This is a genomic window from Martelella sp. AMO21009 (assembly GCF_053484295.1).
On record NZ_JBAKFR010000003.1, the window covers coordinates 1 to 20,502 of the forward strand.

Sequence of the window (20,502 nt, forward strand, 5' to 3'; positions counted from 1 at the left end):
GCGGCATCGGGCCGTCGGCGGCGGACACGACCAGGATCGCGCCGTCCATCTGGGCAGCACCGGTGATCATGTTCTTCACATAGTCGGCGTGGCCGGGGCAGTCGACGTGGGCGTAGTGACGCTTGTCGGTTTCATACTCGACGTGCGCGGTCGAGATGGTGATGCCACGGGCCTTTTCTTCCGGAGCGGCGTCGATCTGGTCATACGCGCGAAAATCGCCGAAGAACTTCGTGATCGCTGCCGTCAGCGACGTCTTGCCATGGTCAACGTGGCCGATCGTGCCGATGTTTACGTGCGGCTTGCTCCGCTCAAACTTTGCTTTTGCCATGTGAATGCTTCCTGTAACTGGTAACACGGATGCCCCGGCGAACCGGTTTAGTGCCGCCGTTTAAGGCTTTCGGAAGCAATAAGCAAGACAAAATCTGGCAAGCGTCCGAAAGCGGCTCAGATGTCCGTGCGCCGCCGCTCTGTTATAAACGGCACCACGCGCGCGCCGCCCTGCTCTCCCTCCCTGCCGACGTCGACGGAACCGCTCACCACCCGGTTGCGGCCCAGCCTTTTGGCCTCGTAAAGCGCCGCATCGGCGGCTTCATAGAGGGTTTCGTAGCCGCGTTCGATGTTGATGGTCGCAGCGCCCACGCTACAGCGGGCGGCAAGCTGCCGGTCCTTTCCGGAAGCGGCATCTTCGTCGAGCCGCCGGCGAATGCGCTCGCCGAGCGCCCCCGCCCCTTCCGCACCGAGGTCGACGGCAAGGATCGCGAATTCGTCGCCGCCAATGCGCCCGACGATGTCGCCGGCGCGCGACTGATCGATCAGCACCGCGCCGACGCGCCGCAGCACCGCATCGCCCGCCGGATGGCCGAGCGCGTCATTGATCGCCTTGAACTCGTCGATGTCGATCAACACCAGGCTCACCATCACCCGCGTCCGCCCGGCATAAATGGCGCCGACCGCGCGCTCGAAACCGGCGCGGTTCAGCACGCCGGTGAGGTGATCGCGATCCCGCAGCGTGTTTGCCGTCTCAAGTCGTTCGACGAAGTGCGACGCCAGCAATTCGAGCGTCAGGATCATCGCCAGAAGCAGGATATAGAGCTGCAGGAAGCCCCAGAAAACCGACTGGGGATTGGCGATATCCTGGTTGAAGAACACGCCGGCCGTGCGGATGGTGTGCATCAGGCCAAGCGTGATGAAGGTCCAGAAGATCAGCTTGTCGTGAATGGTGTCTTCGCGACGGATCCAGATATGCTTGAGCGTGACGGCGAAGACAACGATCAGGCCGACATTGATGCCGGCGGTGCGGATCTCGATCGTCGAGGTGAAATAGAGCGTGACATAGACCGCGCTGAGGAGGACGAACATGCCGATTATGAACGTCCGACCGAAAGTCTTGCCTCGCCGCTGAAGCAGAGATTCCCCGAAGGTGATCTGGGCGGCGATGAAGGCCATATTGCTGAACGGCAACGCGATATTATCCGGCAGGTGAGGACGGAGAAACATGCCTATGAAGGCCGCGTCCACCGTTAGCAGAGCAATAGCGAAAAGCATCAGATAGCGCTGTCGGCCGCCGGTAAACCAGGCAAGGACGAAACTCGCTGCCAGGATCGCCAGCCCACCCGTCACGATCAATGACTGCATGATATCCACCGGCCGGAGAACCCCATCAAATTCATCACGCTGCTGCAACCGCGACGACCGAAACCTTTATGCGTCAGGGACTGCAGGAGCGGCGACGGCGCAGTCGATCCACTCCAATCGGTCGGCATAAACCTGGAACAGGTTGAACTCCGGTCTATTCAAAAGAAACGGCGGTCCAAGTCAATCCCCGCAGGCGCTTTCGCTCCACGCCTGCCCGGCTCATGCCCCCATCCTGCAACCTCGTAAAAACACATCACAACGAAATACAACCTTTACGTGATTTCATTGAAGAGTGCAATGGTATGACGCAACATAATCACCGCCGCCGTCAGGGCGATGAAACAAGGCTTGCGCTGCGAATGAGAGATGGATTGGAGCGGGTAGCGGGAATCGAACCCGCGTATTCAGCTTGGAAGGCTGCTGCTCTACCATTGAGCTATACCCGCGGAACTTCAGAAGAGCGTTTCGGTTCGATACACTCGGATCGGCGTTCCAACCTGCATGCATGATCCGCCGGTCCTCGCTCCGCTCGGATCAGGTCCCAGGTCCGGTGGTGGAGGAGGTTGGATTCGAACCAACGTAGACTAAGTCAACGGATTTACAGTCCGTCCGTTTTAACCACTCACGCACTCCTCCAGTACCAGCCTGGATGGCGGCCATGCCGCCGATCGATACCGCGCCGGCACGCCGGCCCGCTTCGATCTGCGCCGCGTATATGACCGGCTGATGACGCTCTGTCAACACGGCGCTTCACAAAATCCGCCGAAAAATCATCTGGCCCGCGATGGGGGCGCGCCGCAGTGCAAAACCGGCGCCAACCGTCTAGCCGGAAGCTGCCCGCCACTCTATAAAAAACCCATGAACAAGAAACACGACCGCGACGGCTCCGCCAAAGACAGCCATTACGCCAAGCTCCGACGCGCCCACCGCGACAACAAGCGCGCGCGCGGCGATCTGCCCCCTGCCCCGGCCCGACAGGGCAAGCGCGGACCGGCCGGCCCGCTGCCGGTGGCGGACGACGAGGTGCTGCTCTATGGGCTGCACACCGTGCGCGCGGCAATCGAAAACCCGGAGCGCACGCTGATCGCGCTCAAGATCACCCAGAACGCGCTTGCCCGCCTGACCGACGGGCTGGAGCTGCCGCCGAAACTTCCGGTGGAGATCGTGCGCCCGAAGGAGATCGACGACATTCTCGGCGAGGACGCGATCCATCAGGGCGTGATGCTGAAGGCGCGCACGTTGCCGGTGCGCAAGCTGGATGCGCTGCAGGACAGCCCGCTGCTCCTGGTGCTCGATCAGGTCACGGACCCGCACAATGTCGGCGCGATCCTGCGCTCCGCCGTCGCGTTTGCCGCCGGCGCGGTGATCACCACCATGCGCCACAGCCCGGCCGAATCGGGCGTACTCGCCAAATCCGCCTCGGGCGCGCTGGAATATATTCCCTATATCCAGATCACCAATCTGGCCAAGGCGCTGGATGAACTCCACGCCATGGGCTTTGCGACCGTCGGGCTCGATTCGGAGGGGCCCGCCGTGCTGGAGGAAAGCCTCAGCGGCGACAAGATCGCGCTGGTGCTCGGCGCGGAGGGCAAGGGCCTGCGCCAGAAGACCCGCGAGACGGTGACCACACTCGCCCGGCTCGACATGCCCGGCGAGATCAAATCGCTCAATGTTTCCAATGCCTCGGCGATTTCGCTTTACGCGGCGCGGCAGTTTCTTGCCCGAAACCGTGGCTGATCGAGGTGAGCCGATGCACATCGTTTTCACCGATCTCGACGGCACGCTGCTCGACCACGAGACCTATTCCTTCGAACCGGCCCGGCCGGCGCTGGACCTCTTGAAGGCGCGGGGTATCCCGCTCATCCTCGCAAGCTCCAAAACCGAGGCCGAGATGCGGCCGATCGCGGCCGCGATCGGCATCGACCATCCGATGATCGTGGAAAACGGCGCCGGCATCGTCAACTGGCCGGGCGGCGAAGCGGAGCAAGACGGCGTCTATGACAGGCTGCGCGCGGTGCTGTCCTCCATGGATCCGGATTTGCGGCGGCGCTACAAGGGTTTCGGCGACTGGAGCGATGAAGAGGTTGCTGAAAAGACCGGCATGACGCTGGAAAACGCCCGCCTTGCCCGCAAGCGCCGCTTTTCCGAACCGGGCCTGTGGTCCGGCAGCGAAGACGAGCGCGCTGCCTTTGCGGCAATCCTTGACGCGCATGGGTTTCAGGCGGTCCAGGGCGGCCGGTTCTTCACGCTGATGCCGAAAACCTCGAAGGCCGAGGCGATGGCGAAGATTGCCCGCCACTATGCCGAAACCTCGGATGAGCCGATTTCCACCGTGGCGCTGGGCGATGCGCCCAATGATGCGGCCATGCTGGAGGCCGCCGACCGGGGCTTCATCATCGCCAATCCCGCCCATGCCGAAATGCCGGTTTCGGATCGCGAGCGCGCGGGTTTCATCACCCGGTCCGAGCGTCCGGGCCCTTACGGCTGGAATGACATGATATTGCAATTATTGGCATAATATAGTTGGTAAATAGATGAGCGGCTCGCACTCGGACGGAACCACCCGTTACGCGCGGAACTGCCGCTTAACAATGACGATCGAGCGGCCTCGCAACGTTGAAAGCCGCCCGCTCTGATACATATTCCACTCGGCAGCCATTTTCCTGCGCTGCCGCAAGCACGAAAATCAGGAGCGTCGCCATGGCTGACTTTCATCAAAACGGCGTCGTCGCGACGCTTCACAACCTGCGCGAACGCTCGCTGCATCGCGTGGAGCGCGAGCTTTCGAGTTTTTCGGCGACCCGCCCGATCACGCTGATCCTCCCCTCCCTGTTTTCCGAGCTCGAGGCCGAGGCGCTCGACAACATCGTCAAGCACCTGACCGAGGTGCCCTATATCTCCAACATCGTCATTGGGCTCGACCGCGCCGACGAGGAGCAGTATCGCTACGCGCTGAAATATTTCAGCCGCCTGCCCCAGCAACACGCCGTGCTGTGGAATGACGGGCCGCGCATGCAGGCCGTTCACAACCGGCTCGGCCAAGCGTCGCTGGCGCCGGAGGAACCGGGCAAGGGCCGCAATGTCTGGTACTGCATCGGCTATGTTCTCGGCGCGCGCAACTCCTCGGTCGTGGCGCTGCATGATTGCGACATCGTGACCTATTCGCGCGAGATGCTGGCCCGGCTGGTCTATCCGGTCACCAACCCCGCCTTTCCCTATGTGTTCGCCAAGGGCTATTACCCGCGCATCGCCGACGGCTCGCTGAACGGTCGCGTGACCCGGCTTCTTGTGACGCCGCTTCTGCTGGCGCTGGAAAAGACCATTGGCCACCAGCCCTATCTCGATTACCTGAAGGGGTTCCGCTATCCGCTCGCCGGCGAATTCGCGATGCGCACGCATATTCTGCCCGATATCCGCATTCCGTGGGACTGGGGCCTCGAGATCGGCGTGCTCTCGGAACTGTGGCGCAACTATTCCAACAACGCCATCTGCCAGGTGGATATCTCCGACGCCTACGACCACAAGCACCAGCCGCTCTCACAGGAGGATGCCCGGCAGGGCCTGTCGCGCATGTCGACGGACATCTGCAAGACCGTGTTCCGCAAGCTTGCGACCGACGGCGTGACCTTCTCGCAGGAGACGCTGAGAACAGTGAAGGCCGCCTATTTCCGCACCGCGCTCGATCTGGTGGAAACCTATCACAACGACGCCCGCATGAACGGGCTTTCCACTGACCGGCACAAGGAAGAACAGGCTGTCGAACTGTTTGCGACCAACCTGACGGAAGCCGGCAACGCCTTCCTCGAAACCCCGGACGCCACGCCGCTGATGCCGCGCTGGAACCGGGTCCTGAGCGCGCTCCCCGACGTGCTGGACGAGATGCAGGCCGCCGTGGCGGCCGATATGGCGGAATACGGCTGACCTTTCAGCAAAAATCGATCTCTCGCAAGCCGACCCGTCGCGGACATCCGCGGCGGATTGTTTTGTTGTGACCTGCCCTGAACACGGCGTTACTTCCCTCTACATAAGACGGTAGTGTGCTCGCAGTCGATTGCGGTGGCTGAATCGCGGGCATTCCGTAATCCCGAAATCATAAAAGTCACCGGCTGTACGCCGAACCGGCTGTCGCGCTTTCGAAATCCTCAACCACAGCAATGACCATGTCAGGTGCACCTGCCCGCATGTAAAGGTAGGACTGGACGTACATAACTGCTTCCATTTCAAACAGAATTGCTCTAATTGGCTTTCACATTTCTTGCCGACCGTGCTGAAAACGTGCCGGCAATGAAATATATTGAAACCGATAGCTTACTTTTTCTCCGGAAACAATCTATACGAGCAGTCAACTGCAGTCCGGAGAGATTGGTCTCAGCCCTCTCCGATGTTGATTTCCTCCAGCTGTTTATTTCAGAAGCCTGATGTCCAATGGATACTGTGGTAGCGCGAACAATCCTTTCCCTGACGGGTCCGGGCATCGTTCTGACATTCAGCCTCGCCTTTGCAGTGTTCTGGCTGATCGAAAGACGGCTGCGTTATTTGCCTGTGCTAGCGCTATCGTGCCTATTGTTCACGCTGGGCTCGCTCTCGCAAATTCTCGGCTGGCCTCCCGGCGTTGGAGCGAACGCCCTTGTTTCCGGCGCACTCTACACGCTTGCGGTATTGCTGACCGTGCAGGGTATACTCCTGCGCGCCGGAAAGCCGTTCAACTGGTGGCTTTGCCTGGCTGTATTCACGATCATAATGGCACTGCTCTGGTATTTTTTCTATATCGATCGAAATCTCACCGCCCGCATCTACGTCCAGCATTTCGGCTATGGCCTGATCATGCTGTCGGCAACGGCTCCCCTTGCGAAGCGTCCGGCGCCACGCCCCGTCGATCGCGTTCTCTTCTGGGTCCTGCTGCTTTTCGCCCTTCACTTCTTTCCGAGAACCATGCTGACCATCGGCAGTTGGATCGCTCCCGGCGTGGCCGCCTTTGCAAATTCGATGTTCTGGCAGGCCATGCTCTTCTCGGTTGGTCTCCTCGCGGCGGCGCTGGCGCTTACGCTGCTGTTTGCGGCCTTTTCCGACGTGCTGCACGATTTGCGGCGCGAGCGTGACTATGACGCCCTGACCGGGGTGTTGAACAGGCGCGGCTTCGGCGACCGGATCGAGGTGGAGTTGCCGGTTATCGACAATCCGGTTTCCCTCGTTCTTTGCGACATCGATCACTTCAAGAGCATAAACGATCTTTACGGTCACGATCAGGGCGATGTGGTCCTGAGGGAAGTGGGCGCGGTCCTGCGCCAGAATGCCCGCAAGCACGACATCATCGGGCGGCTGGGCGGCGAGGAATTCGCGATCCTAATGCCGGATACCGACAGCGAGGCGGCGCTGCAGTTCGCCGAACGCCTGCGGGCCGCCGTCGAAGCGCATCACTATGGCTTACCGGATGGCGCAACTGGCGTCACCGCGAGCTTCGGCGTCGCGACCCGCGAACCATCCGAAAGCTGGAACGCCCTGTTCAAGAACGCCGACACGCGTCTCTATGTCGCCAAGCGTGGCGGCCGCAATCGTGTCGTGAACCAGGATAACGCGCTGCCGTGACCGGCGCCTCCCGCGGGTCTCGTTCTTTCCAGAATGCGCGAAGCAATCTTTTTCGCACCTCACTGTGCCGGCACTTGAAACGGGGCATGGCGGACGCTACCTCCGTCGCTGTGAGGACGACCTCCCCGAATTGGACAACAGCCGGGACGACCCGGCATCTCATTTGAGGTTGCCCATGCGCTCCCCTCTCGATCGCCTTCGCCATGCACTGAGTTTCGAGGTTATCGGCCTGCTTCTGGTCGTTCCGCTCGGCGCTTTCGTCTTCGGCATGCCCATGCACGACATCGGCGTGGTGGGCGTCGTCAGCGCCACGCTCGCCGCTCTCTGGAACATGGTCTACAACTATATCTTCGACCACATCATGCAGCGCCTGTTCGCCACCACGGAGAAGGCATTTCCGTCGCGCGTGGTCCATGCGGTCCTGTTCGAAACCGGCCTGCTGATCGTGCTGATGCCGTTTATCGCCTGGTATCTCGGCATATCGCTGTGGCAGGCGCTGGTGATGGATATATCCTTCGCGCTGTTCTACATGGTCTACGCGCTCGCCTTCAACTGGGCCTATGACATGGTGTTTCCGCTACCGGAATGGGCGGAGGAATAGCGTCAAACGCGCCGGAGCGTGCGGAAAGCAGCAAGATGTCGGATTGCCTCGGGCAGGCGAGAAGACATTCCAAATATGCTTGGATGAAGAAATGGCGCGCTCGGGAAGACTGCGATACTGCCATTTTCGTCAACGATATCAAGCTCATTGTGCCCCACGCATTGGCAAAACCTTTTCAGCAGAAACAATTGCTTGGAGGGAGTGTGCCCCACACCGATGGAAGATTGTCCACGGATATTCCATCGATGTGGATAAGTCCAAAACGAGAAAAAAAGCCCCGGTTTCCCGAGGCGGCTATTGCGTGTTCTTGACTCCGATTTCGCTATTTCCGAAAATAGAACAAAAAATGAACATGCGGAAGGTGAGAAATCATGCCGGCACAAAGACCGCCGCCCGGGCTACCGCCCGGAAAGGGCTATCGCACCCTTCAGGATGCAGCCTCGGAAGGCCACATTTTGCAGGTCTGGTGCGGCGGCTGCCGGCGGCGGGTGAACTATCTCGCCTCCGACCTGGTGCCGATCGTCGGCGGTCTGCACTATGCCCACGAGCCGCCCTTCGCCTGTTCGCGCTGCAAGACCATGGAATACATGGCGACGGCTTTGCTCTCGCCAAGGCCCGGCGATTATGGTGATATACGGGTGAGGAGGCCGGCCGGGATGCGCCAGGTATGGCGCACGGTGAAGCTGGGGGATAAGCCGTAATGTGCAACCTGTACAACAACACGACCAGTCACGAAGCCGTGCGCCAACTCTTCAAGCCCGAACGCGACCTGACGAACCGTGCCGACCTCAACGGCGATTGCTACCCGGACCGGCCGGCGCCGATCGTGCGCATGGCCGATGGCGCGCGCGAGCTTGCCTTCGCGACCTGGGGCATGCCCTCGCCGCCCTTCGTCACAAAGGGCAGGCCGGATACCGGCGTCACCAATATCCGCAACACCGCATCGCCCCACTGGCGGCGCTGGCTGGGGCCGGAAAACCGCTGCCTGGTGCCTTGGACGACGTTTTGCGAATGGGAAAACACCAAGCCGAAGAAGACCAAACGCTGGTTTGCCATCAACGAGGACAAGCCGCTTGCGGCCTTTGCCGGGATCTGGACGGTGTGGGAGGGCGAGCGCGGCTCGCAGAAGAACCCGCGGACCGGCACCCACGAGTTGTTCGGGTTCCTCACCTGCGAGGCAAACGCCGTAGTGAAGCCGATCCACCCGAAGGCGATGCCGGTGATTTTGACGACGGCGGAAGAGATGGACGTGTGGATGCGCGCGCCGTGGGATGAGGCGAAGGGGCTCCAGCGGCCGCTGAGGGACGACGCAATAATCCTGCTGCCAGCCTGAAACAAAAAAGCCGCCCCGGTTTCCCGAGGCGGCTTTCAGCGGCTCGACAGCCAGCTCCATATGTTTTCCTTCTGCCCGACCAGCCAGACGGCGAGCGCCAGCAGGAAGCCGCCGGCGACCCATAGGAGCTTGCCGAGGCGACCCGCGCCTTCCACCTGCGCTTTCTTGAGCGCGTAATCCTCCAGCGTCGGCGCGGCCTCGCTGACGGCCTTTTCGACGTTTTCCAGCCGGTGGTTGATCTTCAGCAGCTCGCGCTCATGCTGCTCCTGCCGCTGGTGCATGCCGCGCCGGCTTTCGCTGGCGCTTGCTTCGGATGCCTCGAGCCGGCGCTCTACCCGGTCAACGCTCTTGCCGACATCTTCGATGCGCTGGAGGATGAGCGCGTTGATCCTCAAAGGGTCGTCGGTCACCAGCAGCCCAGCCTTTCGCCGGCGGCATCATTGCCGGTGACGTTGTTCAGCCCGTTGCGGTCGGCATTGGCGAGCGCGACGAACCCGGCCGGCGAAAGGTTATTCTTTTTGAAGGGGCCGCATCCGGAGAGTGTCGCACTCGGGCACCCGGCCAAGATTACGGAAGTAGTCATCACAAAGATCGGCGCTATCCATTTGCTCGCGTTTCGCATCGTCTTCAAACCTTTCCTGCACCTGGCTGAGCGTGTCGCGCGCCCGATCCGCCTTTTCATCCTGTCGGCCATCACGGCGGGCGGCGGGCAGCACGAAGGCCCAAACCACCACGATGACGATCGCCACGCCCACGAGACCGCCGGCGATCGCCAGCGACCAGTTTTTGATCTGCCCGAACATCAGCGCCGCCTCATCGCGAGCCAGACGGTCAGCCCGACGATGACCGCGGCAATGACGATCCGCGCGATATCGCCGCTCGCCAGCTCATGCTGCTGGTCGGTCACCGCGCTCACAACCTCCTCAATCGATGGCGCCGCCACGGCTGCCGCCGGCGCAGCGCCGCCGGCCGCGATCGCGACCGCGCTGCCGGACGGTTCCTTTTGCGTGACGGGCGCGGCATCAACGCGCGATTTCGAGAGGGCGGCAAGGGATTTGTGCAACGCCGCGCGCGTGCCCGGCCCCGCATCGCCGTCGATTGCCCGGGTGTAAAGACCTTTCGCCTTGGCATCGATCTGGAATGCCCGGATCGCATCGGGCTCGTAGCCGAGCATGACCAGCGCCGTGCGAACATAGAGCGCCAGGCGATCGGCATAGCCGTTCAGCGCGCCATTGATCCGCTTCGTGATCATCTCGATATCGCCGGCATCGGCATAGCGGTTCAGCCCGCGCGTGCTCCAGTACCAGATGGCCGACAGACCTTCCCACGGGTCGGTATTGATCAGGTCGGGGTTCTCGCGAAAATTCGGGACGTTGCCGCCAATGTTTTCGACGCACCAGCCCTGGAATTCGCCGATATTGAAACCGCCGGTCACCTGCAACGGGCCACGGCCGGCATTCTTCTTGCCGTCGCCATCCCGCTCCGGCGTGTTGCCGAGATCGGTGCGCGTGTCATACCGTGCCTGCGCCGGCGTCGGCCCCCATACCTCGCGGTCATAGCGAAACTCGCCGCTCTCATGCATGACCTGCGGCAGAAACTGCGCCAGCCGGTGTGGCAGATCGAGGCCGGCGCGCGACCCGTAGCGATCGAACGCCATGATCACCGATTCGGCATTCGCCACCTGCTTGCCGGTCAGCGGACGGCGGGCGATGCGTCTGATCAGATCGATTGTCACTTTCATTTCTCAGCCTCCAATTGAGCAAAGCTCCGCCGCCCGCCTTGATGCGGAGGCGGTGCGGGTGTCTGGGTTTGTTTGAGGATGGGCCGGGTGGTCCGGCTGATTGGCTTAGTCGTCGCCGAGATACGGCGCGAAAATCGTCTCGTTTTCGAGCGCGCACCACGGCAGCGTCAGCAACAGCGTTTTTGCGTCCGCCGCCTGGTTTGGATCATCGACGACGCGCTTCGGCACGACATACATCCCTGTCAGCGTCACGGGATCACCGGGCTCGAAATCAATCGCATTGTCGTTGAGGTTGATGCCGGTTCCCGGCGTGGCGTTGTCGATCGCCCGGGCGTCAATCAGGCCAAGAGCCTCGCCATTGAACGCCTCGACGGCGGACTTCTGCGAAGCAGTAAGAACGAACCAGTTCATGATCATGATTGCATCTCCTGTTATGCCGCAAGGGCGTCGGTGGCGGCGATATAGGCCGCGAAAAGCGCGTTGACGTCGGAAACCTGCTGCGCGCTCAGTTTCCGCCCGCCATGACCAATGGCGATGCGGCGGGCGGCGTATTGCGCGGGGTATGATTGGAGGTAATTGAGACCGGATGCAGGAACAGCCGCTGAGGCGTTGGACGTGCCTTGCGCGAGCTGCGAGCCGTTGCGATAGAGCGTGACCGTCGACGCGCTGTCCCGCGATGCGACAAAATGACCGCTCGCATCAGTTACAACGCCACCGCTCTGGACGGAGACGGTCGAATTCAGCCTCACGGTCATGACGTTCGACGTGTTGCGGGGAAAAAGCGCGACATCTGTCACGCTGGCGCCAATGAGAGCCGATGCGGACTGCCCTGCGCTCGTAACGCCCCACGCTCCGATATGGGCGCTGTCACGCTGAAACTGTGGCGTCCCGGACGTGGGGTCGAACCCTGTGGTTAGGTAGGCCGACGAGCCATCGCCCAGATAGCCAATATAGGGAGTGAAGATCGGTGAATTGATCGCGGATGCCTTGTTGCTGCTCGGGTTTACAAGGTTGATCATGGAGATATACGCGTCATGCCCGCGCAGAAGGTGCAGGTAGTCGAAGCTACCCCATACGCCAGCGTTCTTCAGCCCCGCGACCAATGTGTTGACGATCGTCTTGTAGGTCGGGCTAGCCGCACTGCCGCCATCTGTCACGCCAGCCGCGAAATAGGTGTTTGTCTCCGACAGATAGCCGCCAGTTGCTCTGGAGACGATCATGGGGCTCAGCCCCAATCCGAGTGAAAATCCAATCATCATGCCACCTCCGGCAGGAATTGCATATCAGGCATAGGCCGCCGCCCTCGCCTGAAGATCGGCATTCGTCATAAGGAACGGCCAGATCACGAGTTGGGAGTACCAGCCGCTGGCGAAGTTTCCGCCGTTGTCACGGCCGAGATGGGCTTCGGTCCGATCGGCGTTCATCGTGGTCGCATCGATCACCACGCCGCCGCCGTTGAAACTGCCGCGTTTGCCGGACCCGTCATAGCCGAAAGCCGCCCCGAAGGAGGGGAGCGGTACCGTTACTGCACCGAGCGAGAGCGTCGTGGCGTTCCCGGCCACGATGGCGGATTGCGCCGCGTTAAGCCCCAGCAACCGCGTGCCCGCCGCGCCGCCCATGAGACGACCCGAGGCGCCGTACGCACCCTTGCCCTGCATCAGCACGGTCGCCTCGCCGCGCCGTAGCAAGGCTGCGACGGGTTCGCTCAATTGCGCCCTGTCGGCAGGCCGTGCAACCAGGCTAGCCGTCGTATTGTGGATTATGCTGCTGGCCTCACCGGAGAGGGCTTGCATGGCGTAAAGCACGACATCCTCACCCGCGACGGCGGAATATGGTCCGGCGTTGATCTGCAAGTAGCTCGACGGGTTTGCGAGGGTAAGCGCCACTTCCAGAAGAACCGCGCCATTCAACTGGCGTAGATTTGTGCTGGTAACCGCACCCACCGTTGCTGTATCGACCGTGATCGATCCGGCGTTAAAATCGACAATAAGATCAAGCCGCTGTCCGGTCGTCGAATTGATAATTCCGGCTTTCGCATGTCCGGAAGTGCCAACCGCCAGGCACCACACGAGAGAGAGTTTGGCGCCTGCGAGCAGCGACACGTCGCGGCCATAACGCGTGGTTCCGGCAGGGTTGCCCGTCGAAGCGACCCGGATGCCGTTGACGAGATCGCCGAAAGGGGTCGCCTCATTGGTCGTTGTGACCGACCCGAGCGTCGTCAGGCGAGGGTTTGTCTCACCTCCGAACAGGCCGGTTGCCGGTCCTTCCAGCAATATTCCGCGCAGGCCGTGCGTATAATCGAAACGGGGCTGATCGGCTGCTGCAATCCTGATCACGCCGGCCGCATCGATATAGGTGGCTGCGCCGGCGCGGGTGAAACTCACGACATCTGAAAAATCAACCGCGGGCGCCGGATACCAGATCGCATCCGCGCTCGCGTTTTCGATATCCGCATTGGCGGTCAGGCGATAATGATCGCCGCTGAAATCCAGCAGCGCGCCGGGCCAGCCCGCCCCGCCTGCGGCATTGGCCGCCTTGTAGGGCGAGGCGCTGACAGTGATCGTATCCGATCGTTCCAGCAGCACGCGCCCGTTTCGCGACACGCGATAGCTCACCGGATAACTTCCCGCGGTGGCATCCGGATCGGCCAGAAGGGCCAGCCCGCTCACCGAAAAGATGCCGTTCGGATCGGATGTGATTTCCAGAACTGCCGGATCGCTCATACCGAACCCGCCTTGTCCGCTTCCGGGATCAACAGCCCGGTTTCGGGGTCGGCATTGCCGAGCGTCCTGATGATCGTGTCATTGCGATCGGCAACCGCGCGCCATGCAACGAGGTCGCCGCACGTCTCGTCATCGGCGATGATCTCGAACTGCCCTCCGGCAACCGGGCCGGGCCTCAGCCGTGCGAACCCCTCCTGGTTCTGCAGTGACGTGACGATTGTGTTCTGCGTCAACGCTTCCCATGTGCCGGCCGTCAGATTGCTTGCCGAATCGATATTGACCGTGACGCGGCCGCCCTCAAGTCGCGCAACGCCCCAGGCCTCGACGCCGTAATGCGGGCTCTCGGTCGAGGCGAAGGTCAGGTCGCGATTGGTCGGATCGAGCGGATGGTCGATAAGAAAATTCTTGGAAGCTCCGTTGATCGATCCCGGGACGGTAAGGGATCCGTCTGAACGAAACTCCATATCCACGCTGGCCCCGCCAGCGCTAAGGCGGAAAAGCCAGGTATAGTAAAATCCTATCCTTTCCAGAGCCTGCATTTCAGCGCGGACAGCGCCGGCATCCGCGCTTTGTTGAAGTATCAAAGACCGGGTATTGTTAAACGCGCCGCCTGATACAAACCAGCCGGTGCTGATGAGAGAGCCGGTAACATTCGGGGCATCGGCGTCAACAGGCGTATAACCCAATGCGGCCTGTGCCCCTAATGTGTCGCGCGCCGAAGACGCATCGGCGTCGTCCAGCAAGGTTTTCGCGAACGCCGAAACGCCCAGCGTGGTCAGCGCGGCGGAGGCGTCGGCGTCATCCATCAGGGTTTTGGCGAATGCCGAGACGCCCAGCGTGGTCAGGGCGGCGGAGGCATCGGCGTCGTCCAGCAAGGTTTTCGCGAACGTCGAGACGCCCAGCGTCGTCAACGCGGTGCTCGCGTTGGCGTCATCGAGCAGCGACCGCGCGAAGCTCGTCAGCGTGGTCAATGCTGCGGTGCTACCCCCGCTGAAATAGGCCAGCTTGTCAGCCGCAGGCGTCAGCCCGGCAAGGGCGGAGAGCGTCTCATTGTCGAGCCGCTGGATATAATCCGCCAGCGCCGCCGCATTGGCGATTACCTGGTTGGCGTCATCCTGCCGTTGAAGGGCATAGGCATAGGTGCCCGTCGCGCCAACCCATTCGGTCGCGGCCGTGATCGCGGTGTCGCTGTCCACGCTCGCGATCGGCAGCGGATTGCCCGCCGCCTGCGGATAGATCACCCCGCCGGCGATCAGCGCCGTCGCCCAGCCTGTGCCATTGCCGGCAACGGCCGCCGAGCCGTTGGTGAGCGTGATTGTGCCCGTCGTATAAGTCATGGCTGCGGTATCCCGAAAATGTAATAGCGGATGCCCTGGATCGGGCTGTCATCATAGCGGTGCGTCAGCGTGCCGCTGGAATAGTCGGAGGCGTTGGCGTAGTAGCTCAGCACCGGTGAGCCCCGGAATGTGTAGAACCGCGCTTCGGAGGCAGTCAGCTTGCAATAGCTGGTATCGCCCGCCGTTCCGCCGCCGGAGCCCGGCGTGTTGATGTAGAGGACCTTTGAGAACGGCTCGCGCACCGCCGAGGAATAGCTTTCGCCAGCCGTGCTCGCCCCGCCATGGACGGTCATGAACTTGACGAACGGCCATGCCCCGCCCGCATCGAAGCTCACCGGCCATTCCTGGTTGCCGTCGGCCGTGATCGGGATATAGCCTTGCTTGATGATCCTGACGGCCGGCCAGCGGCTGTCGAGGATGATGTCGCGAAAGCTCGGGCTCGCGCCCGCGCCCGGCCGCAGGAACTGCACCACATTCTGCGACCCGTCATTGAACTGCCGCAGCACGTCATTCGCGCCATAGGTCGGCCCGGCCCCGTTGCTGGCATAGACCATGTACCGCGCCCGGCAGGCGCCATACGGGTTGTCGAAATTCAACTGCCCGCCGGAAAGCCAGTATTCCGCCCCGAGATTGTAGCTGCCGCTCGTCAGCGGCGAGATCGGATACCAGATGTCGCTCCCGGTATAGAAATGCACGTCGATCAGGCAATCGTCCGGGATCGCCCCGACAGAGACGGAGCTGACGCCCGAAGGCACGGCAACGTCATTGGCGGCAACCACCTTGATCGGCAGCACCGCGCTGTCGAAGGCAAGCTGGGTTTCGCTCGCCGTATTGGCGTCATAGCCCGGCTTTGCCACCCGGCATGTCGCATTGTTGATGATCACCGATGTCTGTCCGGAAACCGGCGAAAGCGGTGGGTCGAGGATCGGGTCGGCATTGCCCGGCAGGTCCCAGACCTGCAACACCGTATTGCTTTCCGGATCGGCATTCTGGTTGTAGTTCGGGTCCACCAGCGTGCCATTGCCGAGATAGCCGACCGTCGACGGATCGAGGCGGTTCCAGTCAGTATGCCATGGCTCCGACCACGCCCCCGATGAGGCGAAGTATCCGCTGCGGTCCTGATAACCGTGATAGCTCTGCACCACGCGCCCGGAAAACCGCCCGGAGAAGGTCTTGATCTTCTTCTGAAACACCGGCTGGGTGTAATGCAGCCCTGCGAAATAGGCGTTTCGAAACCAGTATCGCGTCACCGTCCCGCCCGTGATCGCGAGTTGGAAATTGCTCTGGTTCGTGCCGGATGGCAGATATTGCACCGATGGCGCGCCATCCATATCAACCGCGGTGTAATCGCCCCAATAGCGGATCGGGTCGAATTTTGAATTGTAGAGCCACGCGCCATAGGTCGTGTCGGGCGTCGTGATCGGGTCGTAGGCATCGGTCGATATCTTGACCGATGCCACGCCCTGGCTGTCGATGCCGATCAGAGTCTGCGTCATGAGCGAATCACGATGCTGCCGGCATTGAGGTTGATCGTCATCTTGCCGTTCAGGCTTTCGATGAGACCGGAATTCACCGTGCCGATATTGGCAATATTGAGCTTCAGCTCGCCGCCCTCGAAGACCAGAGGACGCTGGCCATTGTTCAGCACCACGAACTGATCGGCATTGACGGCGAAGCGCGATTTCTGCACGCCGCCCTCGGTGTAGATTTCGAGGAAGAAACCGCTCTCGATGAAGCTGCCGCCCGTTCCGGCGCGGACAAGCACCGAAAACCGGGCGGTGACGCCCGACTGGTCGGCGGCCGCCGAAAACTTGATCTGCCCGCTGGCGAAACTGTCATTGAGCTGCGCGGCAAGCTCGGTCGTCTGCTCCGCCAGCGCCTCGTCTGCGGTAGCGCGGGCAATCGACTCCTCGACAATCGCCGCCGTCGCATCGTCAAGCTCCGCGCCGATGAATACGATCTCCTGCGCCAGCGCCTCGTCTTCCGTGGCGCGCACCAGACGCTCTTCCGTGATCTGGGCGAGCGCATTGCCGGTCTGTTGCCGCAGCTCCAGCCGGTCGAGCAATCCGACGGAGCCCTGCAGCGAGATCGAGGTGGCGATGTCGGCGATCCGCAAATTCTGATAATCGTAACCGGCCTGAAGCTCCTCAAACCTTTTGCGCACATCCTCGCCGACCGTATCGAGCGTGACATCGAGATCGGTCGAGACATCCGGCGTCGTTACGGAAAGCCATGCCGACCATTCCGTCGGCCGGCGCGAGATGGGGACATAGCGCCCGCGAACCTCATATTCCGTGTTGTGCCGAAACACCGGCTGCAGCAGCGCGTAATAGGGGCTGGCATAGCGCGTGCTGTCGCTGTCGAAGACCACAGCGCTGGAGGCCTTGAGCCGCACCTGCACCCATACCCGCTCGACATCCTCAAGCCCGCCAGCCCACGAAACCTTGATCGTCGGCCGCCATGCATTGCCGGCGGCGTCATAGAGCGTTGCCGGTTCCACCGTCCAGCCGGTCATGATCTGCGCCGGCACGCCGATCCGCCCGATCCAGCCCACCGCTGTCGGCAGCGCATCGTCCGCCGACCAGTCATAATCGGCCGGGTCGATTTCCTTCAGCGAGACGATGACATTGGCGCTCATGGGCGCGGCGAGCGCGACCACGAGAAATTTCTTGTCCTCGTATCCGTTGCGCGCGCTGGTCCACGAAACGACGTCATTGGGCTCCAGCGGCCAGGCATCCGGCGGCAGGCATATCTGGTGCGTCCGGAACCGGCGCGCATCGTTCAGCATCGCCAGCATCAGCCGCTGCACCTGCCCGCCAAAGGGGCAGGCCTCGAAGCTCACCGCCTGCGGCAGGCGATTGTCACCGTCCAGCACCTCCAGCGCGCTGTCGTAACGCGCCGGCGCATCCTTCATCGTCCACTTTTCCGCCGGCTCTGGATAGATCGCCTCGACGGCATTCACCGTGTCGTCAAACGAGCCGTGCGGGTCGAGCGCCTGGCCTTTCGTGATGACGATATCGCTGTCCGAAAACGCATAGACCGCGCTGCCCGGCGCGCCGACCGAGATCTTGAATATACCGCCCACTTCGGCAAGCCGCGCATTGCAGGCAAGCCGCAACTCCTCGATCGCATCGATCGGCCGCTCATCGCCGCGAAACTCGTACCCGCCCCGAAACGCCGGGACCGGACCCGCGCCGTCATCGACCGACGCATCGGCTTCGTTCATCGCCGTCATCCAGTTGGCGACAGGCAGGCGATAGGCGGCGAGATCCTGCCCGCCATATATCCACTGGTTGCCGTGATAGACGCCGCGAATGACATTATAGATGATCACCGGCAGGTTGTTCGACCATTCCCACGTGGCGGGATTATCCCAGCGATGCGACCCGCTGCCGCCGACCGTGCTATCCTTGCGCGGATCGTAAAGCGGGATCGAACCCAGTTCGAACAGCATCGAAGGCGCGCTCGAAAACAGGTCGCGATCATACCGGCAGGTGACGATCGCATAGGTCACCCCGCGCCCGATCATCGCCGAGGTAAACGGCCTGTCGGCATTGCCGCCGAAGCGATCGATCAGATAGGCGTCCGCCGTCGTCTGCGAGCCGTTGTAGAACTTGACCCACATATAGTCCGCGCCGCCGCTCCGGTACTCGGCAACCGGAAAGCCGAACTCGCCATGCGCCTCGCCGGTCAGCAGCGTCACCTTCTGGTCGTCTACCCAGACGCCATTGAGCCCGGACTGCGGCAGACTGCTGAGTTCGATCACGTCGACGAAATAGGCATTCGGCGTGCCGTCGACCTCGCCCCAGGTTCCCGCATATTTGCGCCGGCCGGCGGTCGCATAGTCGCCGGCGATAAAGGTGACCGGCTCATTGTCGCCCATCCGGATCGACAGGTTGACGCCCGGGTCGCGGGTCTCTGTCTTCTTCTCCTTGCCGGATATCGCCCGCTGGATCAGGCTCGCGCCGACGCTGAGGCCGATGCCGACGATCGCCTGTCCGACCACGCCAAGCGAACCGATCCAGCCGGCAACAGCGCCGATCGCGCCAAACAGAAAACCGGCATGCGCCGTCGTCGTCGCGGTGAGAAAGGCGACGAGCGTATAAAGCAGGAATCTGATCATGTCACCCGACGCGGAAGGCGCGCGTTGCGCTCAAGAGATCGACCGTCCCGAAGCCCTCCGGCCGCAGAACGAGGATGCGCTCGCCATTGACGACGCCGAGCGCTGAGCCGAAACCGTCATCGGACGGAATGGCCGCGATATCGCCAAGCCGGGCGCGGGAAATATGGATTTCCGGCAGGATCGTCGCGACCAGGTCGCCGAGATCGGCAAACCCGTCATTGCGCAACACCCTGAGCGCGCCGATCCCGGTGGTGTAACGATCCCGCCAGGGCGAGACGATATCGGCGCCGGTCAGCGCTTCCACGCTGTCGCCGACAAGCCCGACAAGGCAATCGTGATCACCCCAGGAAAACGGCTTGCGGCGCATGGCATCGCAGGCGGCATCAAACCGCGCGCGCCAGCCATCGATGCGGATAAGCGCGCTCATGCGTCGCGCCCCCATGGAATATCCCAGTTCTCGACAACGCCGGAATACCGGCCCCATTGGTCATCCTGCCGGCGCTTCTGTCCCTCATAGGAGGACTTCAGCGGATTGGTGCGCGCCAGCATGGCGATCGCGGCCGAGATCAGGTTCAGCGTGATCCCGCCCTCCTCGCCCGCCGCCGGCGTTTCCACCGGCTCGCCATCCACTATGCCGAGAAACGTGACCTCGGCCGGCCCCGCCGCCTGCCCCGTTTCCGGGTCGATCAGAAGCTGATGCACCTCGACGGACGCAAGCCGCGCATCCCAGCCGCGCACGAGCTGCTGCACGGCCGGCGCGATCTGCGACAGCCGGATATCGACCGTCTGGATCGTCATGTCGGAAACCCGCGGGATTTCCGGAACCTCAAGATTGACGTCGCCGAGATAGGTCCGCGTGACGATCCCGCCGCTCGACCCGTCGATCACGTCGATATCGAGGTCCTCGCCCCCGGTCCAGAAACCGATCGATACCGGAGCGCCGCTCGCCCGGTCCCGCGCCGTCACATAGACCAGCGACCGCGCCACAAGCCCGTTTTCCCGCGCGCCGACAAGCGCCGCGATGAATGAAGATGAGACGTTTTTCAATTGACTCTTTCCTGAACTGGCAGGCTAATTTCGTTTTCAATTCGCGGAGGAATGAACAATGAGGCTGGAACTGGAAATCGATGACGGCAATCCAATACCTAAATTAGGGGCCGCGCTCATCGCTGTGTCGAGTGCACTAGATCTGAGCATCGAAAAGCTCGCTGAAGAAAAAGGTACGTCCGACCTGTCATGGCTCGATGAGCTTAGAGAGCAATCCATTGTCGCCGCTAAAGGTACGATTGCAGAAGACATCTCGATGGAAACCGAGGCGGACGCTCTTGGGTTCGCTGTCGAGTTGATCGATGCGAAATTTCAGACATTGCGCCTCGGCCTTGCTCAGAAAGACGGCGGCTAGACTACATCCAGATAGGTTGAC

Annotated in this window: 21 protein-coding genes and 2 tRNA genes; 8 read left to right on the plus strand and 15 right to left on the minus strand. The window is 61.9% G+C overall.

All coding sequences use genetic code 11. The annotated features are described in order from the left end of the window. From V6766_RS04195 to V6766_RS04210, 4 genes are all read right to left on the minus strand, one after another. A partial coding sequence (locus V6766_RS04195; protein ID WP_448463917.1) for a GTP-binding protein occupies window positions 1-328 on the minus strand: 328 nt, incomplete at its 3' end. Window positions 329-444: 116 nt separating this feature from the next. Continuing rightward, window positions 445-1,635: a diguanylate cyclase gene (locus V6766_RS04200; protein ID WP_448463919.1), complete on the minus strand. Its 1,191-nt coding sequence runs from the start codon at window positions 1,633-1,635 to the stop codon at window positions 445-447. Window positions 1,636-2,007: 372 nt separating this feature from the next. Continuing rightward, window positions 2,008-2,081: transfer RNA gene (locus V6766_RS04205), tRNA-Gly, on the minus strand. Window positions 2,082-2,186: 105 nt separating this feature from the next. Next, window positions 2,187-2,271: transfer RNA gene (locus tag V6766_RS04210), tRNA-Tyr, on the minus strand. A gap of 222 nt (window positions 2,272-2,493) precedes the next feature. Here V6766_RS04210 and V6766_RS04215 point away from each other — a divergent pair. The 7 genes from V6766_RS04215 to V6766_RS04245 all read left to right on the plus strand — a co-directional run bounded on the left by V6766_RS04215 (window position 2,494) and on the right by V6766_RS04245 (window position 9,155). Further along, a complete protein-coding gene (locus V6766_RS04215) occupies window positions 2,494-3,372 on the plus strand; it encodes a TrmH family RNA methyltransferase (RefSeq protein WP_448463921.1) in 879 nt (292 codons plus the stop codon). A 13-nt stretch (window positions 3,373-3,385) separates the two neighbouring features. Further along, window positions 3,386-4,153: an HAD-IIB family hydrolase gene (locus tag V6766_RS04220; protein WP_448463923.1), complete on the plus strand. Its 768-nt coding sequence runs from the start codon at window positions 3,386-3,388 to the stop codon at window positions 4,151-4,153. A 182-nt stretch (window positions 4,154-4,335) separates the two neighbouring features. Next, a complete protein-coding gene (locus tag V6766_RS04225) occupies window positions 4,336-5,556 on the plus strand; it encodes a glycosyl transferase (protein ID WP_448427561.1) in 1,221 nt (406 codons plus the stop codon). A 504-nt stretch (window positions 5,557-6,060) separates the two neighbouring features. Then, window positions 6,061-7,221, plus strand: a complete 1,161-nt coding sequence (locus tag V6766_RS04230) for a diguanylate cyclase (RefSeq protein WP_448463925.1) — start codon at window positions 6,061-6,063, stop codon at window positions 7,219-7,221. Window positions 7,222-7,396: 175 nt separating this feature from the next. Beyond that, the gene (locus V6766_RS04235) at window positions 7,397-7,822 is read left to right on the plus strand and encodes a PACE efflux transporter (RefSeq protein WP_448463928.1); all 426 of its coding nucleotides are present in this window, start codon (window positions 7,397-7,399) and stop codon (window positions 7,820-7,822) included. Between the two features lie 371 nt (window positions 7,823-8,193). Then, a complete protein-coding gene (locus V6766_RS04240; protein ID WP_448463930.1) occupies window positions 8,194-8,523 on the plus strand; it encodes a hypothetical protein in 330 nt (109 codons plus the stop codon). Continuing rightward, window positions 8,523-9,155, plus strand: coding sequence for an SOS response-associated peptidase (locus tag V6766_RS04245; RefSeq protein ID WP_448463931.1), 633 nt, complete (start codon window positions 8,523-8,525; stop codon window positions 9,153-9,155). The genes V6766_RS04240 and V6766_RS04245 overlap by 1 nt, the downstream gene beginning before the upstream one ends. A 35-nt stretch (window positions 9,156-9,190) precedes the next feature. Here V6766_RS04245 and V6766_RS04250 read toward each other — a convergent pair whose 3' ends face one another. The 11 genes from V6766_RS04250 to V6766_RS04300 all read right to left on the minus strand — a co-directional run bounded on the left by V6766_RS04250 (window position 9,191) and on the right by V6766_RS04300 (window position 20,126). Further along, window positions 9,191-9,565 carry a hypothetical protein gene (locus V6766_RS04250; RefSeq protein ID WP_448463934.1) on the minus strand — a complete coding sequence of 125 codons (375 nt, stop codon included), beginning with the start codon at window positions 9,563-9,565 and terminating at the stop codon, window positions 9,191-9,193. Between the two features lie 99 nt (window positions 9,566-9,664). After that, entirely contained in the window at window positions 9,665-9,958 is a 294-nt protein-coding gene (locus V6766_RS04255; RefSeq protein WP_448463936.1) for a hypothetical protein, read from the minus strand. Further along, window positions 9,958-10,896 carry a glycoside hydrolase family 19 protein gene (locus V6766_RS04260; RefSeq protein WP_448463938.1) on the minus strand — a complete coding sequence of 313 codons (939 nt, stop codon included), beginning with the start codon at window positions 10,894-10,896 and terminating at the stop codon, window positions 9,958-9,960. Before V6766_RS04260 ends, V6766_RS04255 begins: the two co-directional genes overlap by 1 nt. A gap of 105 nt (window positions 10,897-11,001) precedes the next feature. Beyond that, complete coding sequence (locus V6766_RS04265) at window positions 11,002-11,313, minus strand: hypothetical protein (protein WP_448463940.1); 312 nt, start codon at window positions 11,311-11,313, stop codon at window positions 11,002-11,004. Window positions 11,314-11,327: 14 nt separating this feature from the next. Then, window positions 11,328-12,155 carry a hypothetical protein gene (locus V6766_RS04270; protein WP_448463942.1) on the minus strand — a complete coding sequence of 276 codons (828 nt, stop codon included), beginning with the start codon at window positions 12,153-12,155 and terminating at the stop codon, window positions 11,328-11,330. 24 nt (window positions 12,156-12,179) lie between these two features. Next, a complete protein-coding gene (locus V6766_RS04275; RefSeq protein ID WP_448463944.1) occupies window positions 12,180-13,619 on the minus strand; it encodes a hypothetical protein in 1,440 nt (479 codons plus the stop codon). Beyond that, window positions 13,616-14,956 carry a hypothetical protein gene (locus V6766_RS04280; protein ID WP_448463946.1) on the minus strand — a complete coding sequence of 447 codons (1,341 nt, stop codon included), beginning with the start codon at window positions 14,954-14,956 and terminating at the stop codon, window positions 13,616-13,618. The genes V6766_RS04275 and V6766_RS04280 overlap by 4 nt, the downstream gene beginning before the upstream one ends. Next, entirely contained in the window at window positions 14,953-16,452 is a 1,500-nt protein-coding gene (locus tag V6766_RS04285) for a hypothetical protein (protein ID WP_448463948.1), read from the minus strand. The genes V6766_RS04280 and V6766_RS04285 overlap by 4 nt, the downstream gene beginning before the upstream one ends. Continuing rightward, window positions 16,449-19,079, minus strand: coding sequence for a phage tail protein (locus V6766_RS04290; protein WP_448463950.1), 2,631 nt, complete (start codon window positions 19,077-19,079; stop codon window positions 16,449-16,451). Before V6766_RS04290 ends, V6766_RS04285 begins: the two co-directional genes overlap by 4 nt. Window position 19,080: 1 nt before the next feature. Beyond that, window positions 19,081-19,506, minus strand: a complete 426-nt coding sequence (locus V6766_RS04295) for a DUF6950 family protein (protein ID WP_448463952.1) — start codon at window positions 19,504-19,506, stop codon at window positions 19,081-19,083. After that, on the minus strand, window positions 19,503-20,126 hold the full coding sequence (locus tag V6766_RS04300; protein ID WP_448463954.1) for a hypothetical protein: 624 nt from the start codon (window positions 20,124-20,126) through the stop codon (window positions 19,503-19,505). The genes V6766_RS04295 and V6766_RS04300 overlap by 4 nt, the downstream gene beginning before the upstream one ends. A 58-nt stretch (window positions 20,127-20,184) precedes the next feature. Here V6766_RS04300 and V6766_RS04305 point away from each other — a divergent pair, with 58 nt between their 5' ends. Then, on the plus strand, window positions 20,185-20,481 hold the full coding sequence (locus V6766_RS04305) for a hypothetical protein (protein WP_448463956.1): 297 nt from the start codon (window positions 20,185-20,187) through the stop codon (window positions 20,479-20,481). The last annotated feature ends 21 nt before the right edge of the window (window positions 20,482-20,502 follow it).